Genomic DNA, 25,902 nt, shown 5'->3' with positions numbered 1-25,902 from the left:
TCCCATGAACCACACTCTGAGCCGTATCGCCCTCGCTTCCGCCCTGGCCTTTGCTGCTGTTGGTGCCCAGGCCGCAGACAACTTCGTTGGCCTGACCTGGGGTCAGACCAACAACAATATCCAGAAGTCCGATTCGCTGAACGCGAACCTGAACAACCCCAGTCTGGACAAGGTCATCCACAAGACCGATACCTGGGGCGTACGTGCCGGCCAGCAGCACGACAGCGGCCGTTACTACATGACCTACGAGAACTTCTCCGATAGCGACAGCGGCTACAAGCTGCGCCAGCAGAATCTGCTCGGCAGCTACGATGTGTTCGTGCCGGTGGGTGACTACAACACCAAGCTGTTCGGCGGTGCGACCCTCGGCCTGGTCAAGTTGGAGCAGGAAAGCAAGGGCATGAGCCGCGACAGCAATATCAACTACGCGGCTGGCCTGCAGGCCGGTATCCTGCAGGACCTGAGCAAGAACGCCTCGATCGAAGCCGGCTACCGTTACCTGCGCACCAATGTCAGTACCGACATGGGCGAGCACGGCGGTCCCCGCCTGGGCTCCCTGGACCTGCACAGCAGCGGCCAGGCTTACCTCGGCGCCAACTACAAGTTCTGAGTCGTTCTTAACAGCAGGCCGGGCAATTGCCCGGCCGCCTTATTGATAGGGGGAACAGCCCATGAAACTGCTGGTTGTGGAAGACGAGGCGTTGCTGCGCCACCATCTCTACACCCGCCTGGGCGAGCAGGGCCACGTGGTAGACGCTGTGCCCAACGCCGAGGAAGCGCTCTATCGCGCTGCGGAGTACCACCATGACCTGGCCGTTATCGACCTTGGCCTGCCCGGCATCAGCGGGCTGGATCTGATCCGCCAGCTGCGCAATCAGGGCAAGAGCTTCCCCATCCTCATTCTCACCGCCCGTGGCAACTGGCAGGACAAGGTCGAAGGCCTGGCTGCCGGTGCCGACGACTATGTGGTCAAACCGTTCCAGTTCGAAGAGTTGGAGGCGCGGCTCAATGCGTTGCTGCGGCGCTCCTCGGGCTTCGTCCAGTCCACCATCGAGGCCGGCCCGCTTCTGTTGGACCTCAATCGCAAGCAGGCACAGCTCGAGGGCGAAACGGTGGCGCTTACTGCCTACGAATACCGCATCCTCGAATACCTCATGCGTCATCACCAGCAAGTGGTGGCCAAGGACCGGCTGATGGAGCAGCTGTATCCCAATGACGAAGAGCGTGATCCCAACGTGATCGAAGTGCTGGTCGGCCGCCTGCGTCGCAAGCTGGAGGGCGACAACGGCTTCAAGCCGATCGAAACGATTCGCGGCCAGGGCTACCTGTTCACCGAGCGCTGCCGATGACCAATGGCTGGCGCGGGTTCTACCGTTCCACGGCGTCGTCACTGCGCCTGCGGCTGATGCTCGGCGCCGCGGTGATGGCGGTTCTGTTCATGCTGGCCCTGCTGCCCGCGCTGCGCGGGGCCTTCGTGATCGCCCTGGACCAGTCCATCCAGCAGCGTCTGGCTGCGGATGCCAGCGCGCTGATCGCGGCGGCCAGGGTGAATAACGGCCACCTGCAAATGCCAGACAAACTGCCGGACGAGGAGTTCGACAACCTCGAAGCCAGCCAACTGGGCTACATCTACGACAGCGAGGGTGGGCTGGTCTGGCAGTCCCGTTCGTCGCGAGATGAGCGAGTGGACTACCGCCCGCGCTACGACGGCCTGGGGCACGAGTTTCTCCGGGTCGCCGATGGTGGGGGGCGCGAGTTCTTCGTATATGACGTCGAGGTCGATCTGCTGCGCGGACAAAAGGCCGCCTACAGCGTCGTCACCATGCAGCCGGTGAGCGACTACCAGTCCATGTACGACGGTTTCGTCGAGCAGCTCTATCTCTGGCTCGGCGGTGCCCTGTTGGTGTTGCTGGGGTTGCTCTGGTTCGGCCTGACCTGGGGCTTCCGCAGCCTGCGTGGGCTCAGCGCCGAACTGGATGAGGTGGAGTCCGGCAACCGCGACAGCCTGAGTGACGAACACCCTCGGGAGCTGTTGCGCCTGACCCAATCCCTCAACCGCCTGCTGGACAGCGAGCGCCGCCAGCGCGAACGCTACCGCAACTCCCTGGATGACCTGGCGCACAGCCTGAAGACACCGCTCTCGGTGCTGCAGGGCGTCAGCGAGAACATTGCTGTCAGGCCAGATGATCGCGATCAGGCGCGGGTGCTGCAGAGCCAGATCGAACGCATGAGCCAGCAGATCAGCTACCAGTTACAGCGGGCTTCCTTGCGCAAGAGCGGCCTGGTGCGTCACCGGGTACAGCTGGCGCCGCTGCTGGACACGCTTTGCGATGCCCTTGACAAGGTCTATCGGGAAAAGCGCGTGCGGGTGACGCGGGATCTCGACGAGGGACTGATGATTCCCATGGAGCAGGGCGCTTTGCTGGAGTTGCTTGGCAACCTGCTGGAGAACGCCTTCCGCCTCTGTCTGGGCGAAGTCCGCGTCAGCGCCCGTGTGCGCGATGGCTACTGCGAACTCAAAGTGGAAGACGACGGCCCCGGCGTACCGGAGGATCAGCGTGATCGCATTCTCAAGCGGGGCGAACGCCTGGATGCCCAGCATCCCGGGCAGGGCATTGGCACCGCCGTGGTCAAGGACATCATCGAAAGCTACGACGGCGAGCTGTTCCTTGAAGAGTCCCCCCTGGGCGGGGCGGAGTTCAGGATTCGCTTTCCGTTGCTTTGAGCGAGTCGGCCGCTTTTCTGTGGTGGCGAGTTCATTGTAGGAGCTGCCTACAACACGTAACGCAGACTGCAGGTTTGCCATTCGCCCCCACAGGAAAAGCGCGGCTCAAGCCTCTTGCGCTCGATACGCCCCTGGCGTCAGTCCCGTCCATTTCTTGAACGCCCGATGGAACGCCGACGGCTCGGAGAATCCGAGCTGCTCGGCGATGTCCTGGATCGACAGCTCGTCCCGGCCCAGGTGGTAGATGGCCAGGTCGCGGCGCAGGTGGTCCTTCAATTCCTGAAAGCTCGAGCCTTCCTCCCGCAGGTGCCGGCGCAGGGTCTGCGGGCTGATGTGCAGGTGCTGGGCCACCGCTTCCAGGTCGGGCCAGGTGCGGCAGTCTCTGCCGAGCAGGCGGCGGATCTGGCTCGTCAGGCTGTCGCCGCCGTCCGGGCGGGCCAGCAGGTCGGCCGGGGAATGCTCGAGGAAGTGCTTGAGGGTGCGCTCGTCCTGCAGCAGCGGCATGGCCAGGTAGCGGGCGTGGAAACGCAGGCTGATGCACGGCGCCCCGAAGCGCCGGTTGGTGGGGAAGAGCAGTTCGTATTCGCTGGCGTGGGCCGGTTCTGCGTAGCTGAAGGTGGCCTCTTCCAGGCGAATGCGTTGGCCGATCAGCCAACTGCCCAGGCGGTGCCAGATCACCAGCAGGCTTTCCACCAGGAAGTGATCCGGGTCCTGGAGCGTCGAGTCGTCCACCGTCAGGACGGCGAACTCGCCCTCTCGTTCCAGCCGGATGTGCGGAGCATCGGGGAACAGCCCATAGAAGAGGGTGCCCCGGCCCAGGGCCTTTTCCAGGGTGCGGCAGTGGATGATGGCGTGGCACATCATGGCGAAGGTGCCGCGTTTGCTTGGTTGCCGGCCAAAGCCCATGTACTCGTCGTCCAGCGCTTCCCAGAGCAATTGCATGAGTCGTGCGAACTGCTCGGGTGCCACCCGCGCCCGGGGTTCGTCCAGCAGTGCCGGCTGGATGCCGGCGGCGCTCAAAAGGGGGGCGCAATCCACACCATGACGCAGGGCACCGCGCAGGGCGGCACGAACGAAGTGGCTGGCGATGGTGCGCTCGCGCATAGGGGCTGTTCCGTGGTCGGGGAGGCCGATGGTAGGTCGCGGTCGAGCGCGGCCACAAGGGCGCACGTGGCGGAAATCCCCCCGGGGGCTTGGCGGAAACCCGCCTGAAGGGTTTGCTGAAGGTGAGGGGTTCTTTGTTAAGCTATTGAAATATAAGGGTTTTAAGAAATTATTGAGATTGGCACAGCAGCTGCAATAGGGACATCGCCGTCCATTCGACTGGACCGCACAACAACAAAAGTCTCCCAGACAGGGAGATGTGTCGATCACGGTGACGCCAGGCCTTACGGAACGGGTCGGGATCACTTGAAAGGAACACTGCCATGTCCCGCCAACCGTTCTACAAGAGCCTGTACGTCCAGGTCATCGTCGCTATCGCCATCGGCATTCTCCTGGGCCACTTCTATCCGGAGACCGGTGTTGCGCTCAAACCCCTGGGCGACGGCTTCGTCAAACTGATCAAGATGGCCATCGCGCCCATCATCTTCTGCACCGTGGTCAGCGGCATCGCCGGCATGCAGGACATGAAGGCAGTGGGCAAGACCGGCGGCTACGCGCTGCTGTACTTCGAAATCGTTTCCACCATTGCGCTGATCATCGGCCTGGTCGTGGTCAACATCGTCCAGCCGGGCGTCGGCATGCATATCGATCCGGCCACCCTGGACACCAAGGGCATTGCCGCGTTCGCCGCAGCCGGCGAGCAGCAGAGCACCATCGCGTTCCTCCTCAACGTGATTCCCAGCACGATCGTTGGTGCATTCGCCAGCGGCGACATCCTGCAGGTGCTGTTCTTCTCGGTGATCTTCGCCTTCGCCCTGCAGCGCATGGGTGACTATGGCAAGCCGGTGCTGGAGTTCATCGACCGCATCGCCCATGTGATGTTCGGCATCATCAACATGATCATGAAGGTCGCCCCCATCGGTGCCTTCGGCGCCATGGCCTTCACCATCGGCCAGTACGGCGTGGGCTCGCTGGTGCAGCTTGGCCAACTGATGCTGTGCTTCTACATCACCTGCGTGTTCTTCATCCTGGTGGTGCTGGGCGGGATCGCTCGTGCCCATGGCTTCAGCATCATTCGCTTCGTCCGTTACATCCGCGAAGAGCTGCTGATCGTGCTCGGCACCTCGTCTTCCGAATCGGCCCTGCCGCGCATGCTGAACAAGATGGAAAAGCTGGGTGCGAACAAGTCGGTCGTCGGCCTGGTGATCCCCACCGGCTACTCCTTCAACCTGGATGGCACCTCCATCTACCTGACCATGGCCGCCGTGTTCATTGCCCAGGCCACTGACACTCCGATGGACATCACGCACCAGCTGACCCTGCTGGCCGTGCTGCTGGTTGCCTCCAAGGGCGCCGCTGGCGTCACCGGTTCCGGCTTCATCGTGCTGGCCGCCACCCTGTCCGCTGTCGGCCACCTGCCGGTCGCCGGCCTGGCACTGATCCTCGGCATCGACCGTTTCATGTCTGAAGCCCGCGCGCTGACCAACCTGATCGGCAACGGCGTGGCCACCATCGTCGTCGCCAAGTGGTGCAAGCAACTGGACGAGAACACCCTGCAGAACGAACTGGCTGCCGGTGGTAAGCCCGAAGTGGCGACCGCCCCGCAGACTGCTGCCTGATCGACAACTGCTACAGCGTTCTCCTCCTGGTGAGGAGACTTTCTCAAGCCCGGCCCCCGTAGCCGGGCTTTTTTTGCCTGGGGGATGGCTCCAAAGGAGCCGCGCGACCGTAGGATGGGTAGAGCCGTGATACCCATCAGATCCTGCCAACCATGCTTGTCGCGCCGTTCCACCCATCCTGCTGGCTCCCTCAAAGGCCGCCGCGCGCCCCTGAACGATTGAGTCAATTCGCACTGAGCGCTTGCGTCATTGAGGGCGCCCGCTGCTGGCGCCTAACCTGCGGCACGACTTCGGCCCAGGGAGGCAACGCCATGCAGCGCATTCATTTCGAGACTGAGCACAACTTGTTCCGCGAGGCCTTCCGCAGCTTCCTGCAGAAGGAGGTGGTGCCGCACCAGGACGAGTGGGAGGCCGCCGGTGTGGTCGACCGCAGTGTCTGGAAGAAGGCTGGCGAGATGGGCTTCCTGCTGCCCTGGGCGGACGAGGAGTACGGCGGCGCGGGGCTGAAGGACTTCCGCTACGAGCAGATCATGTGTGAGGAGCTCGCCTACATCAACGAGCCGGGTTTCATGATTCCTCTGCACTCGGCCCTTTGCGGTCCCTACATCGCCGAGTACGGCAACGCTGAGCAGAAAGCCCGCTTCCTGCCGGGAATCATCCGTGGCGAAACCATTCTCGCCGTGGCGATGACTGAGCCCAGCGCCGGCTCGGATCTTGCCGGCATGCGCACCACCGCCGTGGACAAGGGCGACCACTACCTGCTCAACGGTTCCAAGGTGTTCATCTCCAACGGCCTGCTGGCCGACGTGGTGATCGTCGCCGCCAAGACTGATCCTTCGAACAAGCACGCCATGGGCCTGTTCCTGGTGGAGCGGGGCATGGAAGGCTTCGAGCGCGGACGCAACCTTGAGAAGCTGGGCATGAAGAGCCAGGACACCGCCGAGCTGTTTTTCAACAACGTCAAGGTGCCGAAGGAAAACCTGCTGGGCGATGCCAAGGGCGGCTTCTTCTACCTGATGAACATGCTCGCCCAGGAGCGCCTGACCAATGCCTGCGGCGCGGTGGCCGGCGCCGAGGCTGCGCTGCTCACCACCATCGACTACGTGAAGGAGCGCAAGGCTTTTGACCGGCCGATCGCGCACTTCCAGAACACGCGCTTCAAGCTGGCCGAGATGCGGACGCAGATCGACGTGGCCCAGGTGTTCACCGACCGCTGCGTGATGGACCACAACCAGAAGAAACTCACCCCGGAAGTCGCCGCCGAGGCCAAGCTGTTCACCACTGAGCTGTTGTGCAAGGTGGTAGACGAAGGCGTGCAACTGCACGGTGGCTGGGGCTACATGTGGGAATACCCGATCTGCAAGATGTACGCGAACGCGCGCATCCAACGCATCTTCGCCGGCACCTCGGAGATCATGAAAGAGATTATCAGCCGCGGTATGAAGCTCTGAGCCGTGCGCTCTTTCGGCTGATCCGCATGGAGCGGGCGCCGCACTGGGTGCAGCGAAGCAGATCTTACGAAGAACTGAGGAGGAGTCTCCCATGTCCAGATTCGGCGCCATCGACGCCTGGGCCCAACTGGCCACAGGTCGTACCCGCGAGCTGATACCTGAGGCCGTGCGGCTGTTTGAGAAGTCCGGCACCACGGCCCTGCTCGACAAGGGCTTGAGTCCCGAAGAAACCGTTGCCGAGATGGATCGCGCGGGTATCGAGAGGCTGATGGTCAGCGCCTGGTGCCGACCGGAGCGCTGGGTCAGCACCAACGACGAGGTGGCCGAGTACACACGAGCCTTCCCCGGCCGTTTCGTCGGTGTTGCCGCGGTGGATATGAGCAAGCCAATGGCCGCCCTGCGCGAGCTGGACCGCGCGGTGAACGAACTGGGTTTCAAGGCGCTGCGGGTGGTGCCCTGGTTGTGGAAGCTGCCGCCCAACCATCGGCTCTACTACCCGCTCTATGCGAAGTGCATCGAGCTGGACATCCCGTTCTGCACCCAGGTCGGCCACACCGGTCCGCTGATGCCGTCGGAAACCGGCCGGCCGGTACCCTATCTGGACGAGGTGGCGCTGGATTTCCCCGAGCTGCGCATCGTCGCAGGGCACATCGGCCACCCCTGGACCGAGGAAATGATCGGCGTCGCCTGGAAACACGACAACATCTATATCGACACCTCGGCCTACCTGCCGCGCTATTACCCGCAAGCCTTGCTGCAGTACATGAAGACCTACGGCCAGGACAAGGTGCTGTTCGGCAGCAACTTCCCGCAGCTGTCGCTTTCCCGTTGTATGGAGCAGGTGGCCGAGATGGGGCTGCCGGAGGACGTGCAAGCGAAGTTTCTGTATGGGAATGCGCGGAGGGTGTTCAAGCTCTAGAGTGATGGTCCATCGGGCAATGAGCCGATAACAACAATAAGAGGGCTGCAGGATGAGCGAAGCACTGCCGTTGCAACGTTTCTCCCACTGGGTGGCGACCACGCCGGATCGCGTCTGGCTGCGTCAGCCGGTGGCGCGGACGTGGCATCCCATCACCTGGCGCGAGGCCGATGACCGCGCGCGGCGGCTGGCCGGTGCGCTGCGGGCCCTGGGCTGCGAGCCGGGAGACCGGGTAGCGATCCTGGCGAAGAACTGCGCCGAATGGATAGTGAGTGACCTGGCGATCATGCTCGCCGGGCTGGTCAGCGTGCCGCTCTATCCGCTGCAATCGGCCGAGAGCATCGAATACGTCCTGCGCCATTCCGCCTGCAAGGTGATCATCCTCGGCAAGCTGGACGACGCCGAGCGCCTGGAGCCGGGTATCCCGGCTGATGTGGTGCGTATCGCGATGCCCTATCCAACCTTGCACGCCGACTACACCTGGGGCGAACTGTTGGCTCGGCATGCGCCCCTGCGTGAGGTCCACGAGCAGCGCCCGGACGACCTGCTCAGCATCCTCTATACCTCCGGGACCACCGGCCAGCCCAAGGGCGTGATGCAGACGGCGCGAGCGTTCGCCTTCGCCTCCAGCCGCTCGGTGAGGGAGATGGGGCTGGGAGAAGGCGACCAATTCTTCTCGTACCTGCCGCTGTCCCATGCCGCCGAGCGCTTCCTGGTGGAAACCAACAGCCTCTATTGTGGGTGCGGCATCGGCTTCGCCGAGTCTCTGGAGACCTTCGCCGAAGACCTGCGGGAAATCCGCCCGACCCAGTTCTTCTCCGTGCCGCGTTTGTGGACGCGCTTCCAGCAGGGGGTTCTGGAGAAGCTGCCGCAGCGTCGACTCGACCGCCTCCTGGCGGTTCCGCTGCTGGGCGCCCTGGTGGCGCGGAAAATACGCCGAGGCTTGGGGCTCGACCGCGCGCGGGTGCTGGTGAGCGGCGCCGCGCCCATTCCCGTGGCGCTTCTGGAATGGTACCGGCGCATCGGTCTGACCATCTGCGAGGGTTACGGCATGACCGAGAACTTCGCCTACGGCAACTTCAACCGGCCGGGGCAGGTGCGTTTCGGCACGGTGGGCCGGGTGATGCCGGACAACGAACTGCGCCTGGCCGAGGATGGCGAGATTCTCTACCGCAGCCCGTCATTGATGACCGGCTACTACCTGGAGCCGGAAAAGACCGCCGAGACCCTGCGCGATGGCTGGCTGCACACGGGTGACAAGGGGCAGATCGACGCCGATGGCTACCTGCGTATCACCGGCCGGGTGAAGGACATCTTCAAGACCAGCAAGGGCAAGTACGTGGCGCCGGCGCCCATCGAAGGCGAGATCGCCAAGAACCTCTGGGTGGAGCAGGTGTGCCTGATGGGCAGCGGCCTGGATCAACCCCTGGCATTGATCGAGCTGAGCCCCGCCGCCCGCGGGCAGGCTCGCGCTGAGGTCGAGGCTGACCTCTTGGCCACCCTCGAGCAGCTCAACGGCAAACTATTGCCTCACGAGCGCGTCAGCCACCTATTGCTGGTTCGAGAGCCCTGGACGGTGGATAACGGTTCCATGACCCCCACCATGAAGATTCGCCGTAACGTGCTGGAAGCTCGTTACGCCCCAGCGGTCGACCGCCTCGATGCGCGCCAGGCGCTGCATTGGGAATGACCGCCAGAACACACGCATCAGGAGTTGCCATGAAAGGCCCGCTGTCTTCGCTGAAAATCCTCGACTTTTCCACTCTGTTGCCAGGGCCCTTCGCCTCGTTGTTGCTGGCGGACATGGGGGCTGATGTGCTGCGGGTGGAGTCGCCCACGCGGATGGACCTGGTGCGCGTGCTGCCGCCCCACGACGGCGGCCAGTCCACCAGCCATGCGTATCTCAACCGCAACAAGCGCAGCATCGCCCTGGACCTGAAGCGGCCCGAGGCGGTGGAGTTGGTCAAGCAGCTGGTGAGCGACTACGACATCGTGCTGGAGCAGTTTCGCCCCGGCGTGATGGAACGTTTGGGCCTTGGCTATGAGGCGCTGAAAGCGGTCAATCCGAAGCTGATCTACGTATCGATCACCGGCTACGGCCAGACCGGCCCTTACCGCGACCGCGCCGGGCACGACATCAACTACCTGGCCCTGGCCGGCATTGCCAGTTACACCGGGCGCCGCGACAGCGGGCCGCTGCCCTTGGGCGTGCAATTGGCGGACATCGGCGGCGGCTCCCTGCATGGGGTGATGGGGCTGTTGGCAGCGGTGATCCATCGCCAGGCGACAGGGGAAGGGCAGCACGTCGACGTGAGCATGACCGACTGCGCCTTCGCCCTGCACGGCATGGCAGGGGCGGGCTACCTGGGTGCCGGCGTGGAGCCGGACATGGAGAACCAGGCGCTCAATGGCGGAAGTTTCTACGACTACTACCGCACCCGAGATGGCCGCTGGTTCTCGGTGGGCAGCCTGGAACCGCAGTTCATGCAGCAGTTCTGTGCTGCTATCGGCCAGCCTGAACTGGCAGCCAAGGGCCTGTCACCCAAGCCCGAAGACCAGCGCGAACTGAAACGGGCCATCGAGATCGAGTTCGAGAAGCGCGACTTTGCCGAGTGGGCGGAGGTATTCGCCGCCCTGGACGCCTGCGTTGAGCCGATGCTGCCGCTGTCCGAGGCGGTGGAGCACCCGCAGATCAAGGCCCGCAACCTGGTGGTGGAGGTGCCGCGCGACGGCCTTGCGCCGCAGAAGCAGATCGCCTGCCCGATCAAATTCTCCGCAGGACTGCCTGCACCGCGCCATACCGGCGGGGCCGTGGGGTCACATACCACTGAAGTGCTGGCTGGGCTGGGGTTGAGCGCAGAGCAGATCGAGGCACTGAAAGCCGCGAAGGTGGTGGGGTAGGGAATGCGGGAGTCCTGTGGGGGCGAATGAATTCGCTCCCACAGGAAAAAACTCGACTCGTAGGATGGGTGGAGCTTGCGATACCCATCGATCCGGGCCGCATGGGTTTCGTGTCTCAACCCATCCTACAGCCCTCTTAAACCCGGCTCTGTTCCCCGCTGAACACCAGCGTTACCCGGCAACGCCTGCAGTAGTAGCGGCGGCCGCGTGCGACCAGGGCGTGGCGCTGCGCCGAGAAGGGGTGGCCGTCGGGACAGGCGCAGCGGTAGAGGTAGCGTGTCACCTGCCGCCGTTTCACCTCATAGGTGTGGCAGCGATTGGGCGGCAGTTCGTAGACCCCGCGCATGATCAGCTGCCACTCCTCGCCATGGGGCTGGATGCGTGGGCCGAACAGTTGGTGGGCCACCAGGTGCGCGACTTCGTGCGCCACTGTCTGGCGCAGGAAGTCTTCCTGGTTTTCGCGGTAGAGCTGCGGGTTGAAGCGCAGCTTGTTCTCGTCCAGATGGGCGACGCCGGCCTTCTGCCCACGCAGCTTGAAGCTCACTTCGGGGCGGGGGAACCGGCATTTGAAAAAGGCTTCGGCCTGTTGGTAGCAGGCCTCGACGCGGGCAAGTAGCTGCTCGGGCATAGGGCACTCCGTTGGCGCGGAATTATGCCGCAAAGCGGTTGCTGCCCAAAGGTGGTGACGCCGAGCGGTCATTCCCGGCCAAAACAAAAGGCCGCCCGCAGGCGGCCTCCTGGTCAGCGAGAGTTTTCAGCTGGTGTACACCGGCCCCAGGCCGAAGCCCCAGAGGATTACGGCGGAGGCGATCATCGCCACCAGCACCACCAGGCCCACTGCCAGCACCGAGCTGGAGAACAGGAAGCCTTCGTCCTTCGGAATGTTCATGAAAGTCGGTATGCCCACATAAAGCAGGTAGACCGTGTAGCAGATGGCTAATGTGCCGACTGTTGCGCCGAACCAGAGGTGCGGGTAGAGCGCCGCGAGACCGCCGATGAACAGCGGGGTCGCGCAGTAAGCGGCAAACACGATGCACTCGGTAACGCTCGGATTGGCGTCGTAGGTGCGCGCCATCCAGTGGATGAATCCGCCCATCACTGCCACGCCGGCGAGCATCGCCAGGTAGGACATGATGGACATCTGCAACGCGCTGGCCTGGGTGAGCATCACGGGATCGCCCTTGCCCAGTACCCAGCCGACCTGGGTGGTGCCGATATAGGCAGAAATCACGGGAATTGCAGCAAGGATCAGGACGTGGGTGAGGTACATGTGGCTGACGCTTTCCTCTTCGCCACGGATCTCTTGCCACTCTTGATCGGGATGGGTGAAGAGCCCCCAAACGTGGTGGATCATGCTGAACACCTCCTCATTATTATGAGGTCGCCCCCCAGACAAGCGCCGGGGGTGCGTAGCCAGCGCCACCCGGTGCCCGGCCGACCTATGCGACCTTATGTCGCAGTATAGGCAGGCTGATCGGCGTCGCCTTAGAGCGAATCGAAGATTCAGCCTCAGCTGTAATAGCGTTGAAGTATTTCCATGGCCTTGTTGATCGATTGCAGGCGCGACGTGCTGCCACCGCGATCAGGGTGGTGCTGGCTCACCAGTTGCCGGTAGCGCTGCTTGATCACGGCCAGGCTGAGGGGCTGGCTGCCGTTGTGCAGGCCGAACAATTCCAGCGCCGCGAGCTTCTCCTCGCTGCCCTGCATGCGGGTCCAGAAGCTGGCCAGCAGGCGTTCCACGTCTTCTTCGGTCGTGTCCCGCAGGTTCTTCAGGTCCAGGTAATAGTCGCGCAGCGGGTCCAGCTCGCTGAGGGAGGAAGTGGTGCCGGGCTTGTATGGCAGTAGCTGCACGCACAAGGGGCTGATGGCGAGCTGCGCCTGGCCCGCAGCGTTGAGGTGGTCGCGCAGTCGGTAGAGGGCGTTGAACACCAGGAAGTGGGTGCGGAACAGCACCAGCCTGTCGGTGAGTTCCAGATGGGGAATGTGGGTGGAGTGGTGAGCCTTGAGTGCCTGGATCAGCTGATACTCGCTCAGGCCCTCGGGTGCCCCGCGCAATAGTTCGTGGAGCTGATCGCTCAGGTCTTGGTTGGGGTCGAGGTCGTGGCTCATCGGCGGGAGCCTAGCACAGGCTGATAATGGGGCTGGGGCCGCGCGCGCTTTGTGCGTAAAATAGCCAGCTTTTCGCATCTCCCCCGGATTTCAGAGCACCATGGGCACCCTTTCGGTCAACCAGAACAAACTGCAGAAACGCATCCGCCGCCTGGCCGGCGAAGCCATCGCCGACTTCAACATGATCGAGGATGGCGACAAGGTCATGGTCTGCCTGTCCGGTGGCAAGGACAGCTACACCATGCTGGACGTGCTGCTGTACCTGCAGAAGGTTGCGCCGATCAAATTCGAGATCGTCGCAGTGAACATGGACCAGAAGCAGCCCGGCTTCCCGGAACACGTCCTGCCGGCCTATCTGGAATCCATTGGCGTTCCGTACCACATCATCGAGAAGGACACCTACTCGGTGGTGAAGGAGAAGATCCCGGAAGGCAAGACCACTTGCTCGCTCTGCTCGCGCCTGCGCCGCGGCACCCTCTACACCTTCGCCGACGAAATCGGCGCGACCAAGATGGCCCTGGGTCACCACCGCGACGACATCCTGGAAACCTTCTTCCTCAACATGTTCTACGGCGGCACCCTCAAGGCCATGCCCCCGAAGCTGCGTGCCGACGACGGCCGCAACGTGGTGATTCGTCCGCTGGCCTACTGCAACGAGGCCGACATCGAGGCGTACTCCATCCTCAAGGAGTTCCCGATCATCCCGTGCAACCTCTGCGGCTCCCAGGAAAACCTGCAGCGCCAGGTGGTCAAGGAAATGCTCAACGACTGGGAGCGCAAGTCCCCGGGCCGTACCGAGATCATGTTCCGCGCCCTGCAGAACGTGGTGCCCTCGCAGCTGGCCGACCGCAACCTGTTCGACTTCGCCAACCTGCGCATCGACGAAACCGCGGCGCCGCGTACCCTCGACGTGGTCAATATCTGACCTGCCCTTGTAGGAGTGAGCTTGCTCGCGAAGGCTCGCCAGCAAGCTGGCTCCTAAAGGGAATCGTTTCCGCATCGAAAGGACACTGCATGCGCGACTACCGTTGGCTCCACGAGTACTGCCTGAACCGCTTCGGCTCCGCCGAGGCCCTGGAAGCACGTCTGCCGCAACCGCGCAGCGAAGCCGAGCTGCGCGCACTGAGTGACGACCGTTATCTGTCGCTGATGGCCTTGCGGGTATTCCGTGCAGGCCTCAAGCACAGCCTGGTGGACGCCAAGTGGCCCGCCTTCGAAGAGGTGTTCTTCGGCTTCGACCCGGAGAAAGTGGTGCTGATGGGCGCCGAGCATCTGGAGCGTCTAATGCAGGACGCGCGACTGATCCGCCACCTGGGCAAGCTCAAGAGTGTGCCGCGCAATGCGCAGTTCGTGCTGGACGTGGCCCGGGAGAAAGGCAGCTTCGGCGCGCTGATCGCCGACTGGCCGGTGACCGACATCGTCGGCCTGTGGAAGTACCTGGCCAAGCATGGCAACCAGTTGGGCGGGTTGTCGGCGCCGCGCTTCCTGCGCATGGTCGGCAAGGACACCTTCATTCCGACCGATGACATGGTTGCGGCCCTCAAGGCCCAGGACATTATCGACAAGGCGCCCACCAGCCAGAAAGATCTGGCCCAGGTCCAGGCGGCCTTCAACCAGTGGCATGCCGAAAGCGGCCGCCCGCTGTGCCAGCTGTCCGTGATGCTGGCCCATACCGTCAATCACTGAGCCGCGACGGGCGCTCGGCGCCGGCCGGCAGAGGAGGGGAGCATGTCGGATATCCAGCGCGTGGCATCAGCCATCAAGGCGGCCGAGCGAATCCTGGTCATCACCGGGGCCGGGCTGTCGGCTGATTCGGGGTTGCCCACCTATCGCGGATTGGGTGGGCTCTACAACGGCGTGACGGAGGAGGGGTTGCCTATAGAAGAGGCACTCTCCGGGCCGATGCTGCGGCGCAACCCGACGCTCTGCTGGAAGTACCTCGCCCAACTCGGCCGCGCCTGTCTGGGCGCCCGGCCGAACGCCGGTCATGAAGCAATCGCCCAGCTGCAGCGGCTCAAGCCCGAATGTTGGGTGCTGACCCAGAACATCGATGGCTACCACCGCCAGGCGGGCTCGCCGCCGGAGCGGCTGATCGAGATCCATGGCGACTTGTCGCCGCTCTACTGCCAGTCCTGCGGGGCGGAAAGTTCTGACCTTGCCCGACATCTGGCAGGAGAAATGCCTCCCAAATGCCATGAATGTGGTGGTATTCTCCGCCCACCCGTGGTGCTGTTCGAAGAAATGCTCCCAGAGCAGGCCATCGACAGCCTCTACGCCGAGCTACGCAAGGGATTCGATGCGGTGATCTCGGTGGGAACCACGGCGAGCTTTCCTTACATCATCGAGCCCGTCATCCGCACCCGCCAAGCAGGCGGTTTCACCGTGGAAATCAATCCGGCGCTCACCGACCTCAGCCCCGTCGTCGATGTTCACCTCAGAGGAAAGGCCTTAGATGTTTTGCAAGGACTGCTGAGTCACATTTCGGGCGATTAAATTTGCAAATGGATTTGATAGCGGGCATAGTCGCGCCTTCATCAGAAACCATTCGACACGGTCGTGCCCATGCTGAAGCGCTTCGCACCCCTCGTGCCTCTCACCTTCGCTCTGTTTCTCGCCGCTTGCGCAGGCAATGTGCAGCAGCAACCGCAATCCCAGGCCCAGGCCCAGGCTCCCGTAGCCGACGGCGCACCCGATTCGCTGCTGGCGGATCGTGGGCCCACCGCCCTGGATCTTGCCAACCTCACCGACGATGAGCCCTACCAGATGCCGTCCCTGGCCGATGGCCTGCTGGAGCGTGGTTTCGAGCTGGTGGGTACTCCGTATCGCTTCGGTGGCCGTTCCATGAAGACCGGCTTCGATTGCAGCGGTTTCGTCGGTTACCTGTTCAAGGAAGAGGCTGGTATCCAGCTGCCGCGTTCCACTCGCGAAATGATCAACCTGGATGCTCCGGTGATCGCTCGTAGCGAGCTGAAGCCCGGCGACATCGTGTTCTTCAACAATCGTGGCCGCGGCCGCGTCAGTCACGCCGGCATCTATATCGGCGATGATCGCTTCATCCACTCCAGCAGCAGCCGCAGCGGTGGTGTGCGCGTCGACAGCCTCGACGACCGCTACTGGAAGGCCAGCTACATGGAAGCCAAGCGCGTCCTGGCCATGAATACCCCGACTCGCCACCTGCTGCATCGCTGATCCAGCCGGCGCGAGACGACAAGCCGAGGCGGCCCCAAGTGGCCGCCTCGGCTTTTTTCTGCCCAGTCGTGCAGCTTTCGCTTGCAATATCATTGTGAGATCAGCAAATTAGCGTGCATTCCTCAAGTCAGGACTGACTTGCCATGCTCGCACTGAACCGCCTCGCCATCATCACCCTGGCTGCGCTGCTCACCGCTTGTGCGGGCAAGTCACCGCCGCCTTATTCCCCTCCCGCTGTCACCAGCCCTGCCCACTCGTTCTCGCCCGTAGCCGAAGACGTGTTGTTCCGTGCCCTGGGCCTGGTGGGCACGCCCTATCGCTGGGGCGGCAACACCCCTGACAGCGGGTTCGACTGCAGTGGCCTGATCGGCTACGTCTACCGTGACGCCGCGGGTATCGCCCTGCCGCGCTCGACGCGCGAACTGATCTCCATGCGTACACCCAGCATCAGCCTCAATGCCCTGCAAAGCGGCGACCTGGTGTTCTTCGCCACCAATGGCGGCGGGCAGGTCAGCCATGCCGGTATCTATGTAGGCGAGGGGCGTTTCGTCCACGCGCCGCGCACCGGCGGAACGGTGCGTCTGGACAGCCTGTCGAACAGCTATTGGCAACGCAGCTATCTCAGCGCCAAGCGCGTAATCTTCGATCCACGCCTGGCCCAATCCCACTGAGGTTGTCATGACCAACCGCACGCTGAACCTCGACGACGCCCTCTACGGCTATCTCCTCGATGTTTCGCTACGGGACACGCCGCTGTTGCAGCGGCTGCGCGCCGAAACCGCCGTCATGCCCATGGCGCGCTGGCAGATCGCCCCGGAGCAGGGCCAGTTCATGGCCTTGCTGGTCAAACTCACCGGCGCTCGTCGCATTCTCGAAGTGGGCACCTTCACCGGTTACAGTGCCCTGTGCATGGCGGCGGAACTGCCGGCTGACGGCCGGATGATCTGCTGTGACCTGCCCGGCGACTACAACGCCATCGCCCGTCGCTATTGGCAGGAGGCGGGGCTGGCCGAACGCATCGAGCTGCGCCTGGCGCCGGCACTGGATACCCTGGCGAGCCTGGAAGATGACAGCCTCGACCTGATTTTCATCGACGCCGACAAGGCCAACTATCCGGCCTACCTGGAAGAGGCCCTGCGCCTGGTGCGCCAGGGCGGGATGATCCTTTTCGATAACGTGCTCTGGAGCGGTCGCGTGCTGGAAGCCGAGCCGGACAGCGCCGACACCCGCGCCATTCAGGCCCTGAATCTGACCCTGAAGACTGATGAGCGCATCGACCTGTCGCTGCTGCCCGTGGGCGATGGCCTGACGCTCTGCCGCAAGCGCTGACGGGTATGCCCGAACCGATACGCCTGCCGCCCCAGCCCGATGCCTGCGAGTTGTGTGGCCGGCCTGCCGCGCTCACCCGTCATCACCTGATTCCCAAGGCCCTGCACGACAAGCCCTACGTGCAGAAGCGCTACGCGAAAAACGAGCGCATCACCGCCACCCTCTGGGTGTGCAGGCCCTGCCACAACCAGATCCACAAGCTGTTCAGCGAAAAGGAGCTGGCCCTGAACTACAACAGCCGGGAGGCCCTGTTGGGTGACGAGCGCCTGCGCACCTTCGTCGACTGGCTGGCGGGCAAACCCGCCGGCTTCAATCCGAGGCACTGAATGGCACGTGTCCGCTAGCATTTGACGCTACCCCGCGCACCCTCTAACCTTCGCCGCTGCCTCAGGTGCCCCGTGGTTCTGAACTACGGGGTGAAACAGGGAAGCCGGTCCATTCCGATGAAGAATCCGGCGCTGCCCCCGCAACGGTAGGCGAGTAGAAGTCGCAATCGGCCACTGTGCTAACGCATGGGAAGGCGCGGCACAGGAGCTCAGCTCCACTCGCAAGCCCGGAGACCGGCCTGTCGCAACCTGGGCATCGCGGAGCCTTCCGCATGCAGTACCCCCTACAGATGTCGCGCGGGTGGCACGACGGAGATCCAACCTTGATTCGCAAGCCTTTCATCAGGCCGGCGGCGCTTGCGCTGCTCGGCGGTACGTCCGTTTCCCCTTTCCTGGCCGCAGCGCCCCTGACGCTGGATGAGCAGGTCGTCACCGCCACCCGCAGCGAGCAGCCGGTGCGCGCCAGTCTTGCTGCCACCACCGTGATCGACCGCGAAGAGATCGAGCGCAGCCAGGCACAGTCCGTCCCCGACCTGCTGCGCAAGGTGCCGGGCGTCACCCTCAGCAATAACGGTGGGCCGGGCAAGAACACCACGCTGTTCATGCGCGGCACAGAGTCCGATCACGTGTTGGTGCTGATCGATGGCGTCAAGGTCGGCTCGGTGAGCGCCGGGCTGACGGCCTTCCAGGACCTGCCTGTCGAGCTGATCGAACGCATCGAGGTCGTCCGTGGGCCGCGCTCCAGCCTTTATGGCTCCGAAGCCATTGGCGGCGTGATCCAGATATTCACCCGCAAAGGTGGCAAGGAAGGGGCCAAGCCTTGGTTCTCCGCAGGCTACGGCACTCACGACAGTTATGAAGGCAGCGCTGGCGTGTCCGGTGGCGATGGCAAAGCCTGGTACAGCCTCGGCGTTAGCAGCCAGGACACCGACGGCATCAATTCCCGGCGCCTGGGCAGTGATTACTACGAGCCCGATGCCGACGGCTACCGCAACCTTTCCGGCAGCCTGCGCGCCGGTTACCGGTTCGAGAATGGTCTGGAACTGGACGGCACGCTGATGCGCGCCAAGGCGCACAACGACTACGACGACATCGACCAGTTCGGCTTCTTCCACCCGCTGGGCGGCCACAACGCTAATGCCGACAACCGCCAGGAACTGTTGGGTGGTCGTGCGCGCTTCAGTCCGGTCGAAATCTGGGATGTGACCCTGCAGGCCGGCCGTAGCGAAGACAAATCCACCAGTTGGACCGACGGCGTGTTCGATGCGCGCTTCGATTCCAAGCGGGACAGCGCCTCCTGGCTCAACGACCTTACCCTGGCCGAAGGGCATGTACTGACCCTCGGCTACGACTGGCAGCGTGACCGGGTCAGCAGCTCCACGGCCTTCGAGAAAGATTCCCGCCTGAACAAGGGCTGGTTCGCCCAGTACCTGGGTGAGTACGGCCGCCAGGACTGGCAACTCAGTCTGCGTCGCGACGACAACGAGCAGTTCGGCACCCACGACACCGGCAATGCCGCCTGGGGCTACGCCCTGACCGACGCCGTGCGCTTCAGCCTGAGCTACGGCACCGCCTTCAAGGCGCCCAGCTTCAACGAGCTGTACTACCCGGGCTACGGCAACCCCGACCTGGACGCGGAAACCTCGGAAAGCTTCGAAGCTGGCCTTGCCGGTCAACACGACTGGGGCCGCTGGTCGATCAACGCCTACCGTACCCATGTGGACGACCTGATCGCCTACGACTCCACCCTCGGCCTCTATGGCGGCCCCAACAACATCGGCAAGGCGCGCATCGACGGCCTGGAGCTGGTCCTCGGTAGCCAGTGGCTGGGCTGGGACTGGAACGCCAACGCCACCTTCCTCGATCCGCAGAATCGCGAGTCCGGCGCCAATTCGGGCAACGATCTGCCGCGTCGTGCGCGCGAGGTGTTCAATCTGGACCTGGACCGCCGCTTCGGCCGCTTCGGCATCGGCGCCACGCTGCATGCCGAGGGTCGCAGCTACAACGACCTGGCCAACCGCGAACGCGTGGCCGGCTACGCTACCGTCGACCTGCGCGGCGAGTACTGGCTGACCGAGGAGTGGCGCCTGCAGGCCAAAGTGACCAACCTGCTGGACGCCGACTATGAAACCGCTCTGGACTACAACCAGCCGGGGCAGGCAGTGTTTTTCAGCGTTCGCTATCAAGCGCTTTGAGGGGATCACCCATGACCGAATCCGCAGATCGCGATGTCCGCCACAAGGCCCGCATGCAACGCAAGAAGGCCGTGGTCGACGAGAAGATCGCCCAGGCCCAGGACGAATACGGCCTGCTGCTGGTTCATACCGGCAACGGCAAGGGCAAGAGCAGTTCGGCCTTTGGCATGGTCGCCCGCGCCTTGGGGCACGGCCTCAAGGTGGGGGTGGTGCAGTTCATCAAGGGCGGCATGTCCACCGGTGAAGAGAACTTCTTCCGCCGCTTCCCCGAAGAGGTCAGCTACCACGTGATGGGCGAGGGCTACACCTGGGACACCCAGGACCGCCAGCGCGACATCGAGAAGGCCCGTGCCGCCTGGGCCGTTGCCCGCAGCCTGCTGGACGACCCGCAGATCGGCCTGGTAGTGCTGGACGAGCTGAACATCGCCCTTAAGCACGGCTACCTGGAGTTGGACGAGGTGCTGCGCGACATTGAGTCCCGTCCTGAACACCAGCACGTGGTCGCGACCGGCCGGGGCGCGCCCCAGGGCCTGATCGACGCCGCCGACACCGTTACTGAGATGAGCCTGGTCAAGCACGCCTTCAAGGCCGGCGTTAAGGCCCAGAAGGGCGTGGAGTTCTGATGTCGGGCACCGTCGCTGCATTTACCCCCTCTCTCCGGGAGAGGGCCGGGGAGAGGGCCACCCATGCCTGACGCGAAATCCCTCACTCCTCTCCCAGCGGGAGAGGGGAGACAATGTCCCGCCCTGCTGATCGCCGCTCCCGCTTCCGGCCAGGGCAAGACCACGATCACCGCCGCGCTCGCACGCCTGCACACCCGACAAGGCAAGCGGGTACGGGTGTTCAAGTGCGGGCCGGATTTCCTCGACCCGATGATCCTCGCTCGCGCGTCGGGCGCACCGGTCTATCAGTTGGACCTGTGGATGGTGGGCGAGGCGGAAAGTCGCCGCTTGCTCTGGGAAGCCGCAGGGGAGGCCGACCTGATCCTGATCGAGGGCGTGATGGGGCTGTTCGACGGCTCGCCCTCGGCGGCCGATCTGGCGCGTCACTTTGGCGTGCCGGTGCTGGGTGTGATCAATGGCGCCGCCATGGCGCAGACCTTCGGTGCCCTGGCCGTGGGGCTGGCCACCTACCAGCCCGGCCTGCCTTTTGCCGGCGTGCTCGGCAACCGGGTTGGCAGCCAGCGCCACAGTGACCTGATCCGCAACAGCCTGCCGGACTGGATCCGCTGGTACGGCTCCCTGCCGCGCAGCGCCGATGTGGAGTTGCCCAGCCGCCACCTGGGCCTGGTGCAGGCCGAGGAACTGGCCGACCTGGATGCGCGCCTCGACGCCGCCGCCGACGCCCTGGCTGCCAGCGCGGAAGTGGCCCTGCCCCCGGCGGTGAACTTCAGCGCCCCCGAGCCGCAGGCGCTGGGTGACGGTCTGGCTGGTGTGCGCATCGGCGTGGCGCGGGATACCTCCTTCGCCTTTCTCTATCAGGCCAACCTGGACTTGCTCCAGCGCCTGGGGGCCGAGCTGGTGTTCTTCTCGCCGCTGGCGGATGAGCGCCTGCCCGAGGTGGACAGTCTCTACCTGCCGGGCGGCTACCCCGAGCTGCACCTGCGCCAACTGGAAGGCAACCGCGCCATGGCGGAGGCCATCCGCGCCCACCATGAAGCGGGCTGGCCGATCCTCGCCGAGTGCGGCGGCATGCTCTACCTGCTGGAAGCCCTGACCGACGTGGCTGGCGAATCCGCTGAGCTGGTCGGTCTGCTGCCCGGTCGCGCTACCCTGCAGAAGCGCCTGGCGGCCCTGGCTCTTCAGGAAGCGCCACTGCCGGAAGGCAGCCTGCGCGGCCACACCTTCCACCATTCGTTGCTGGATTCGCCGCAGGAACCCCTGGTGCGCGGCCTGTGCCCGAACGACAAACCGGTGGCCGAGGCAGTGTTCCGCAGGGGCCGTTTGACCGCCTCCTACATTCACTTCTACCTGCCGTCCAATCCACGGGCGGCCGTGGAGCTGTTCCGACCATGAGCGAGCATGCCTTCAGCCCTGACGAACGGGCAGCGGTCTACCGCGCCATTGCCGAGCGCCGCGACATGCGCCACTTCAGCGGCGGTGAGGTTGCGCCCGAGGTGCTGGCTCGGCTGCTGGAGGCGGCGCACCATGCGCCCAGTGTCGGGCTGATGCAGCCCTGGCGGTTTATCCGCATCACCTTGCAAGGGCTGCGCGATGGTATTCACGCGCTGGTGGACGCCGAACGGATAAGCACCGCCGAAGCCCTGGGTGAACGCTCCGACGAGTTCATGAAACTCAAGGTAGAAGGCATCCGCGATTGTGCCGAACTGCTGGTGGCCGCCTTGATGGACGGACGTGAGGCCCATGTATTCGGCCGCCGCACCCTACCGGAAATGGACCTGGCCTCGCTCTCCTGCGCTATCCAAAACCTCTGGCTGGCCGCCCGCGCAGAAGGCTTGGGAATGGGCTGGGTTTCGCTGTTCGATCCCGCTGCCCTGGCTGACCTGCTCGGCATGCCCGCAGGCAGCAAGCCCATGGCGGTGCTCTGCCTGGGGCCGGTCACCGAGTTCTACCCGGCGCCCATGTTGGCGCTGGAAGGCTGGGCCCAGCCGCGTCCGCTGGCCGAGCTGGTGTTCGAGAACCAATGGGGGGAGCGCCCATGAGCCTGGGTTTCCTCACGCTCGGCGCCGTGGCGCTGGATGCCCTGTTTGGTGAGCCCAAGGGCTGGCACCCGCTGGTGGCTTTCGGCAGGCTCGCCAACCGCCTGGAGCAACGCTTCAACACGGGGGGCCGTGGCTGGCGCAGTCATGGCGTGAGTGCCTGGGTACTCGCCGTGCTGCCGCTGACCTTCGCTGCCTGGCTGCTTTCGGAACTGCCCTATATCGGTTGGCTGGTGGGCGTTATTGCGCTCTACGCCGCCATTGGCCTGCGCAGCCTCAACGAGCACGCAGAGCCGGTGGCCAACGCGCTGCAAGCGGGGGACTTGCCGGAAGCACGCAAGCGCGTCGGCTACATGGTCAGTCGCGAAACACGCGAGCTGGACGAAGCGGCCGTGGCCCGCGCCGCTACCGAGTCGGTGCTGGAAAACGGCAGTGACGCGGTGTTCGCTGCGCTGTTCTGGTTCGCCGTGGCAGGTGCGCCCGGAGTGGTGCTGTACCGCCTTTCCAACACGCTGGACGCCATGTGGGGTTACCGCAACGAGCGCTTCGAGCGCTTTGGCTGGGCCGCTGCGCGCATCGACGACGTCCTCAACTACATCCCGGCCCGGCTTGTGGCCCTGACCTACGCGGTGCTCGGCAAAACCAGCCTGGCCCTGCGCTGCTGGCGCAGCCAAGCGCCGCAGTGGGACAGCCCCAACGCCGGGCCGGTGATGGCCGCCGGCGCGGGCGCCCTGGGCGTGGCCCTCGGTGGCCCGGCGGTCTACCACGGCGAACTGCACGACCGCCCGGTACTGGGCGAAGGTCCGGCTGCTCGCGCCGAAGACATCCGTCGTGCGATGGACCTGGTGCGCCAGGGGGTGATGCTCTGGCTCGCGGCGCTGATCATCGGAGGCTGGCTCCTTGCTTGAACATGGCGGGCGGCTGCGCGCGGCGGCGCAGCGCTGCGGCATAGCCGAGGCCGATTGGCTCGACCTGTCCACCGGCATCGCCCCCTATGGCTGGGAACTGCCGGCCATCCCCGCGGCAGCCTGGGCGCGCCTGCCCGAGCTGGACGACGGCCTGGAACACGCGGCCCGGCGCTACTACGGCTGCGAGTCGCTGCTGCCCGTTGCCGGTTCCCAGGCGGCGATCCAGGCCTTGCCGCGACTTCGCGAGCGCAGCCGGGTCGGGGTGATCTCACCCTGCTACGCCGAGCACGCCCACGCCTGGCGCCGCGAAGGGCATGAGCTGGAAGCGCTGGACGCCGACACTGCCGAGCGCGAGCTGGAACGATTCGACGTGCTGCTGGTGGTCAACCCGAACAACCCCACCGGAGAGCGACTGGCGCCACACACCCTGCTGGCCTGGCGTGCGCGTCTGGCAGAGCGCGGTGGCTGGTTGCTGGTGGACGAAGCCTTCATGGACTGCACTCCGGAGCTGAGCCTGGCGCGCCATTGCCCCTTGCCAGGGCTGTTGGTGCTGCGCTCCTTCGGCAAGTTCTTCGGCCTGGCAGGCATCCGCCTGGGCTTTGTCCTGGCCGAACCTCAACTGCTGGATCGGCTCGCCGAGTGGCTCGGCCCCTGGACGGTGAGCGGCCCGGCCCGCGCCCTGGCCAAGGCGTTGCTCCAAGACAAAGCGGGGCAGGCTCGCCAGCGGCAATCCCTGCTGCGGGACGGTCAGCGCCTGGTAGCCCTGCTGAACGACTGCGGATTGCCGCCATCCGGTGGCACGGCACTGTTCCAGCGCCTGGTCCGCGAGGACGCAACGGCCTTGCACGAATTTCTCGCCGCGCGCGGCATTCTCACCCGGCTATTCAGCGTGCCGGCCAGCCTGCGCTTCGGTTTGCCGCCGGACGAGGCGGGTTGGGAAAGGCTGCGGCGGGCCCTGATCGACTATTCCAAGGAGCGTCCATGACCACCCTGATGGTGCAGGGCACCACCTCCGACGCCGGCAAGAGCACCCTGGTGACGGCGATTTGCCGCTGGCTCAGGCGCCAGGGCGTGGCGGTGGTGCCGTTCAAACCGCAGAACATGGCCCTGAACAGCGCGGTGACCGCCGATGGCGGCGAAATCGGCCGCGCCCAGGCCGTGCAGGCTCAGGCATGTGGCCTGGCACCTCACACCGACATGAACCCGGTGCTGCTCAAGCCCAACACCGACATCGGCGCCCAGGTGATCATCCATGGCCGCGCCGTCACCAGCATGAATGCCGCCGCCTACCACGACTACAAGAAGGTCGCGATGGCCGCGGTGCTGGAGTCCCACCAGCGCCTTGGCAGCCAGTATCCGGTGGTGCTGGTGGAGGGCGCTGGCTCCCCGGCAGAGATCAACCTGCGCGCCAACGACATTGCCAACATGGGCTTTGCCGAGGCGGTGGACTGCCCGGTGATCCTGGTCGCCGATATCGACCGGGGCGGCGTTTTCGCCCATCTGGTGGGCACCCTGGCGCTGCTCTCGCCCAGCGAACAGGCGCGGGTGAAGGGCTTCGTCATCAACCGTTTCCGGGGCGATATCGGCCTGCTCAAGCCGGGCCTGGACTGGCTGGAGCAACGCACCGGCAAGCCGGTGCTCGGCGTGCTGCCGTACCTCACCGACTTCCACCTGGAGGCCGAGGACGCCATTGACCTGCGCCAGGCAGCCAAGGCCGGAGAACTGCTGCGGGTAGCGGTGCCGGTGTTGCCGCGCATCAGCAACCACACCGACTTCGACCCGCTGCGCCTGCACCCGCAGGTACAACTCAGTTTTGTCGGCCCGGGCCAACCCATTCCGCCGTCGGACCTGATCATCCTGCCCGGCTCCAAGAGCGTGCGCGCCGACCTCGCGCGCCTGCGTGAACACGGTTGGGACCAGGCGCTGCAGCGTCATCTGCGCTACGGCGGCAAGGTGCTGGGCATTTGCGGTGGCTACCAGATGCTCGGCCGCCGCATTGCCGATCCCCACGGCCTGGAAGGTCCCGCCGGGGAGAGCGCCGGCCTCGGCCTGCTGGACATCGACACCGTGCTGGAGCCCGAGAAGCAGCTGCGCAATGTCGCCGGCCACCTGCGCCTGGAAGACGCGGCGGTGAGCGGCTACGAAATCCATGCCGGTGTCACTACCGGCATTGGCCTGGAAAACCCCATGGTCACGCTGGACGACGGCCACACCGATGGCGCTCGCAGTTCCGACGGCCAAGTCATGGGCACCTACCTGCACGGCCTGTTCGAATCCTCCGAGGCGTGCGCCGCCATCCTGCGCTGGGCGGGTCTCTCCGCCGTGCAAAGCGTCGACTACCACGCCCTGCGAGAACGCGATATCGAGCGCCTTGCCGACCAGGTGGAACAGCATCTGGATACGCGGAGGCTGCAGTTACTGTGCGGGCTGTCCCCTACGGGCATGCACTCGAACCACGGCAGAACGCC

The 25,902-nt window shown here is 64.6% G+C and carries 25 protein-coding genes, 1 pseudogene and 1 riboswitch; of the genes and pseudogenes, 22 read left to right on the top strand and 4 right to left on the bottom strand.

All coding sequences use genetic code 11. The features are described from left to right. Nucleotides 1–4: 4 nt before the first annotated feature. The 3 genes from FFS60_RS01170 (at nucleotide 5) to FFS60_RS01160 (ending at nucleotide 2,725) form a co-directional block, all read left to right on the top strand. The gene (locus tag FFS60_RS01170; protein WP_137820860.1) at nucleotides 5–610 is read left to right on the top strand and encodes an outer membrane beta-barrel protein; all 606 of its coding nucleotides are present in this window, start codon (nucleotides 5–7) and stop codon (nucleotides 608–610) included. 61 nt (nucleotides 611–671) lie between these two features. Further along, on the top strand, nucleotides 672–1,349 hold the full coding sequence (locus tag FFS60_RS01165; protein WP_028628956.1) for a response regulator: 678 nt from the start codon (nucleotides 672–674) through the stop codon (nucleotides 1,347–1,349). Next, a complete protein-coding gene (locus tag FFS60_RS01160; protein ID WP_036997435.1) occupies nucleotides 1,346–2,725 on the top strand; it encodes an ATP-binding protein in 1,380 nt (459 codons plus the stop codon). The genes FFS60_RS01165 and FFS60_RS01160 overlap by 4 nt, the downstream gene beginning before the upstream one ends. A 105-nt stretch (nucleotides 2,726–2,830) precedes the next feature. On the opposite strand, the gene FFS60_RS01155 is transcribed toward FFS60_RS01160, so the two are convergent. Further along, nucleotides 2,831–3,829 carry an AraC family transcriptional regulator gene (locus tag FFS60_RS01155; protein WP_028628958.1) on the bottom strand — a complete coding sequence of 333 codons (999 nt, stop codon included), beginning with the start codon at nucleotides 3,827–3,829 and terminating at the stop codon, nucleotides 2,831–2,833. Nucleotides 3,830–4,152: 323 nt separating this feature from the next. Between FFS60_RS01155 and FFS60_RS01150 the strand changes: the two genes are divergently transcribed. From FFS60_RS01150 to FFS60_RS01130, 5 genes are all read left to right on the top strand, one after another. After that, nucleotides 4,153–5,448 (top strand): dicarboxylate/amino acid:cation symporter, encoded by a 1,296-nt coding sequence (locus FFS60_RS01150; protein WP_028628959.1) that lies wholly within the window; start codon nucleotides 4,153–4,155, stop codon nucleotides 5,446–5,448. 311 nt (nucleotides 5,449–5,759) lie between these two features. Further along, entirely contained in the window at nucleotides 5,760–6,899 is a 1,140-nt protein-coding gene (locus tag FFS60_RS01145) for an acyl-CoA dehydrogenase family protein (RefSeq protein ID WP_028628960.1), read from the top strand. Nucleotides 6,900–6,990: 91 nt separating this feature from the next. Next, on the top strand, nucleotides 6,991–7,818 hold the full coding sequence (locus tag FFS60_RS01140; protein WP_137820859.1) for an amidohydrolase family protein: 828 nt from the start codon (nucleotides 6,991–6,993) through the stop codon (nucleotides 7,816–7,818). Nucleotides 7,819–7,870: 52 nt separating this feature from the next. Next, complete coding sequence (locus FFS60_RS01135) at nucleotides 7,871–9,508, top strand: AMP-binding protein (protein WP_137820858.1); 1,638 nt, start codon at nucleotides 7,871–7,873, stop codon at nucleotides 9,506–9,508. 29 nt (nucleotides 9,509–9,537) lie between these two features. Then, entirely contained in the window at nucleotides 9,538–10,719 is a 1,182-nt protein-coding gene (locus FFS60_RS01130; RefSeq protein ID WP_137820857.1) for a CaiB/BaiF CoA-transferase family protein, read from the top strand. Nucleotides 10,720–10,855: 136 nt separating this feature from the next. On the opposite strand, the gene FFS60_RS01125 is transcribed toward FFS60_RS01130, so the two are convergent. From FFS60_RS01125 to FFS60_RS01115, 3 genes are all read right to left on the bottom strand, one after another. Then, complete coding sequence (locus tag FFS60_RS01125; RefSeq protein WP_028628963.1) at nucleotides 10,856–11,347, bottom strand: SprT family zinc-dependent metalloprotease; 492 nt, start codon at nucleotides 11,345–11,347, stop codon at nucleotides 10,856–10,858. A gap of 126 nt (nucleotides 11,348–11,473) precedes the next feature. Next, nucleotides 11,474–12,073 (bottom strand): Yip1 family protein, encoded by a 600-nt coding sequence (locus FFS60_RS01120; RefSeq protein WP_028628964.1) that lies wholly within the window; start codon nucleotides 12,071–12,073, stop codon nucleotides 11,474–11,476. Between the two features lie 155 nt (nucleotides 12,074–12,228). After that, nucleotides 12,229–12,828 (bottom strand): DNA-J related domain-containing protein, encoded by a 600-nt coding sequence (locus tag FFS60_RS01115; RefSeq protein ID WP_028628965.1) that lies wholly within the window; start codon nucleotides 12,826–12,828, stop codon nucleotides 12,229–12,231. A 100-nt stretch (nucleotides 12,829–12,928) separates the two neighbouring features. Here FFS60_RS01115 and ttcA point away from each other — a divergent pair, with 100 nt between their 5' ends. From ttcA to FFS60_RS01045, 14 genes and pseudogenes are all read left to right on the top strand, one after another. Continuing rightward, nucleotides 12,929–13,753, top strand: coding sequence for a tRNA 2-thiocytidine(32) synthetase TtcA (ttcA, locus tag FFS60_RS01110; RefSeq protein WP_028628966.1), 825 nt, complete (start codon nucleotides 12,929–12,931; stop codon nucleotides 13,751–13,753). Nucleotides 13,754–13,842: 89 nt separating this feature from the next. Continuing rightward, on the top strand, nucleotides 13,843–14,514 hold the full coding sequence (locus FFS60_RS01105) for a DNA-3-methyladenine glycosylase I (RefSeq protein WP_028628967.1): 672 nt from the start codon (nucleotides 13,843–13,845) through the stop codon (nucleotides 14,512–14,514). Between the two features lie 42 nt (nucleotides 14,515–14,556). After that, a complete protein-coding gene (locus tag FFS60_RS01100) occupies nucleotides 14,557–15,321 on the top strand; it encodes an NAD-dependent deacylase (protein WP_137820856.1) in 765 nt (254 codons plus the stop codon). Between the two features lie 69 nt (nucleotides 15,322–15,390). After that, nucleotides 15,391–16,017 carry a C40 family peptidase gene (locus FFS60_RS01095; RefSeq protein WP_137820855.1) on the top strand — a complete coding sequence of 209 codons (627 nt, stop codon included), beginning with the start codon at nucleotides 15,391–15,393 and terminating at the stop codon, nucleotides 16,015–16,017. Between the two features lie 143 nt (nucleotides 16,018–16,160). Further along, nucleotides 16,161–16,688, top strand: coding sequence for a C40 family peptidase (locus FFS60_RS01090; RefSeq protein WP_028628970.1), 528 nt, complete (start codon nucleotides 16,161–16,163; stop codon nucleotides 16,686–16,688). A 7-nt stretch (nucleotides 16,689–16,695) separates the two neighbouring features. Continuing rightward, entirely contained in the window at nucleotides 16,696–17,346 is a 651-nt protein-coding gene (locus tag FFS60_RS01085; protein WP_137820854.1) for an O-methyltransferase, read from the top strand. A gap of 5 nt (nucleotides 17,347–17,351) precedes the next feature. After that, nucleotides 17,352–17,672 (top strand): hypothetical protein, encoded by a 321-nt coding sequence (locus tag FFS60_RS01080; RefSeq protein WP_137820853.1) that lies wholly within the window; start codon nucleotides 17,352–17,354, stop codon nucleotides 17,670–17,672. Nucleotides 17,673–17,718: 46 nt separating this feature from the next. Next, nucleotides 17,719–17,930, top strand: a riboswitch (cobalamin riboswitch). A gap of 65 nt (nucleotides 17,931–17,995) precedes the next feature. Beyond that, a complete protein-coding gene (btuB, locus tag FFS60_RS01075; RefSeq protein ID WP_371926337.1) occupies nucleotides 17,996–19,867 on the top strand; it encodes a TonB-dependent vitamin B12 receptor in 1,872 nt (623 codons plus the stop codon). An 11-nt stretch (nucleotides 19,868–19,878) separates the two neighbouring features. Beyond that, nucleotides 19,879–20,490, top strand: coding sequence for a cob(I)yrinic acid a,c-diamide adenosyltransferase (gene cobO, locus FFS60_RS01070; protein WP_137820852.1), 612 nt, complete (start codon nucleotides 19,879–19,881; stop codon nucleotides 20,488–20,490). Nucleotides 20,491–20,553: 63 nt separating this feature from the next. Then, nucleotides 20,554–21,882, top strand: coding sequence for a cobyrinate a,c-diamide synthase (locus tag FFS60_RS01065; RefSeq protein ID WP_137820851.1), 1,329 nt, complete (start codon nucleotides 20,554–20,556; stop codon nucleotides 21,880–21,882). Beyond that, a complete protein-coding gene (gene bluB / locus FFS60_RS01060; protein ID WP_028628978.1) occupies nucleotides 21,879–22,529 on the top strand; it encodes a 5,6-dimethylbenzimidazole synthase in 651 nt (216 codons plus the stop codon). Before FFS60_RS01065 ends, bluB begins: the two co-directional genes overlap by 4 nt. Further along, on the top strand, nucleotides 22,526–23,434 hold the full coding sequence (gene cbiB / locus FFS60_RS01055) for an adenosylcobinamide-phosphate synthase CbiB (protein WP_137820850.1): 909 nt from the start codon (nucleotides 22,526–22,528) through the stop codon (nucleotides 23,432–23,434). The genes bluB and cbiB overlap by 4 nt, the downstream gene beginning before the upstream one ends. Beyond that, a complete protein-coding gene (gene cobD, locus FFS60_RS01050) occupies nucleotides 23,427–24,419 on the top strand; it encodes a threonine-phosphate decarboxylase CobD (RefSeq protein WP_137820849.1) in 993 nt (330 codons plus the stop codon). The genes cbiB and cobD overlap by 8 nt, the downstream gene beginning before the upstream one ends. Beyond that, nucleotides 24,416–25,861 (top strand): annotated as a pseudogene (locus FFS60_RS01045) (cobyric acid synthase); the annotation flags it as partial. The gene cobD and the pseudogene FFS60_RS01045, both read left to right, overlap by 4 nt. Nucleotides 25,862–25,902: the final 41 nt, after the last annotated feature.

The sequence above is a fragment of the Pseudomonas sp. D(2018) genome, from assembly GCF_005502555.1.
In the GTDB taxonomy this organism is placed as follows: Bacteria; Pseudomonadota; Gammaproteobacteria; order Pseudomonadales; family Pseudomonadaceae; genus Metapseudomonas; species Metapseudomonas resinovorans.
This window is presented reverse-complemented; position numbering and strand designations above follow the sequence as displayed.

Coding starts and splice junctions, on each gene's coding strand:
- FFS60_RS01170 (WP_137820860.1), top strand. CDS start 5: ATGAACCACACTCTGAGCCGTATCGCCCTCGCTTCCGCCCTGGCCTTT.
- FFS60_RS01165 (WP_028628956.1), top strand. CDS start 672: ATGAAACTGCTGGTTGTGGAAGACGAGGCGTTGCTGCGCCACCATCTC.
- FFS60_RS01160 (WP_036997435.1), top strand. CDS start 1,346: ATGACCAATGGCTGGCGCGGGTTCTACCGTTCCACGGCGTCGTCACTG.
- FFS60_RS01155 (WP_028628958.1), bottom strand. CDS start 3,829: ATGCGCGAGCGCACCATCGCCAGCCACTTCGTTCGTGCCGCCCTGCGC.
- FFS60_RS01150 (WP_028628959.1), top strand. CDS start 4,153: ATGTCCCGCCAACCGTTCTACAAGAGCCTGTACGTCCAGGTCATCGTC.
- FFS60_RS01145 (WP_028628960.1), top strand. CDS start 5,760: ATGCAGCGCATTCATTTCGAGACTGAGCACAACTTGTTCCGCGAGGCC.
- FFS60_RS01140 (WP_137820859.1), top strand. CDS start 6,991: ATGTCCAGATTCGGCGCCATCGACGCCTGGGCCCAACTGGCCACAGGT.
- FFS60_RS01135 (WP_137820858.1), top strand. CDS start 7,871: ATGAGCGAAGCACTGCCGTTGCAACGTTTCTCCCACTGGGTGGCGACC.
- FFS60_RS01130 (WP_137820857.1), top strand. CDS start 9,538: ATGAAAGGCCCGCTGTCTTCGCTGAAAATCCTCGACTTTTCCACTCTG.
- FFS60_RS01125 (WP_028628963.1), bottom strand. CDS start 11,347: ATGCCCGAGCAGCTACTTGCCCGCGTCGAGGCCTGCTACCAACAGGCC.
- FFS60_RS01120 (WP_028628964.1), bottom strand. CDS start 12,073: ATGATCCACCACGTTTGGGGGCTCTTCACCCATCCCGATCAAGAGTGG.
- FFS60_RS01115 (WP_028628965.1), bottom strand. CDS start 12,828: ATGAGCCACGACCTCGACCCCAACCAAGACCTGAGCGATCAGCTCCAC.
- ttcA (WP_028628966.1), top strand. CDS start 12,929: ATGGGCACCCTTTCGGTCAACCAGAACAAACTGCAGAAACGCATCCGC.
- FFS60_RS01105 (WP_028628967.1), top strand. CDS start 13,843: ATGCGCGACTACCGTTGGCTCCACGAGTACTGCCTGAACCGCTTCGGC.
- FFS60_RS01100 (WP_137820856.1), top strand. CDS start 14,557: ATGTCGGATATCCAGCGCGTGGCATCAGCCATCAAGGCGGCCGAGCGA.
- FFS60_RS01095 (WP_137820855.1), top strand. CDS start 15,391: ATGCTGAAGCGCTTCGCACCCCTCGTGCCTCTCACCTTCGCTCTGTTT.
- FFS60_RS01090 (WP_028628970.1), top strand. CDS start 16,161: ATGCTCGCACTGAACCGCCTCGCCATCATCACCCTGGCTGCGCTGCTC.
- FFS60_RS01085 (WP_137820854.1), top strand. CDS start 16,696: ATGACCAACCGCACGCTGAACCTCGACGACGCCCTCTACGGCTATCTC.
- FFS60_RS01080 (WP_137820853.1), top strand. CDS start 17,352: ATGCCCGAACCGATACGCCTGCCGCCCCAGCCCGATGCCTGCGAGTTG.
- cobO (WP_137820852.1), top strand. CDS start 19,879: ATGACCGAATCCGCAGATCGCGATGTCCGCCACAAGGCCCGCATGCAA.
- FFS60_RS01065 (WP_137820851.1), top strand. CDS start 20,554: ATGCCTGACGCGAAATCCCTCACTCCTCTCCCAGCGGGAGAGGGGAGA.
- bluB (WP_028628978.1), top strand. CDS start 21,879: ATGAGCGAGCATGCCTTCAGCCCTGACGAACGGGCAGCGGTCTACCGC.
- cbiB (WP_137820850.1), top strand. CDS start 22,526: ATGAGCCTGGGTTTCCTCACGCTCGGCGCCGTGGCGCTGGATGCCCTG.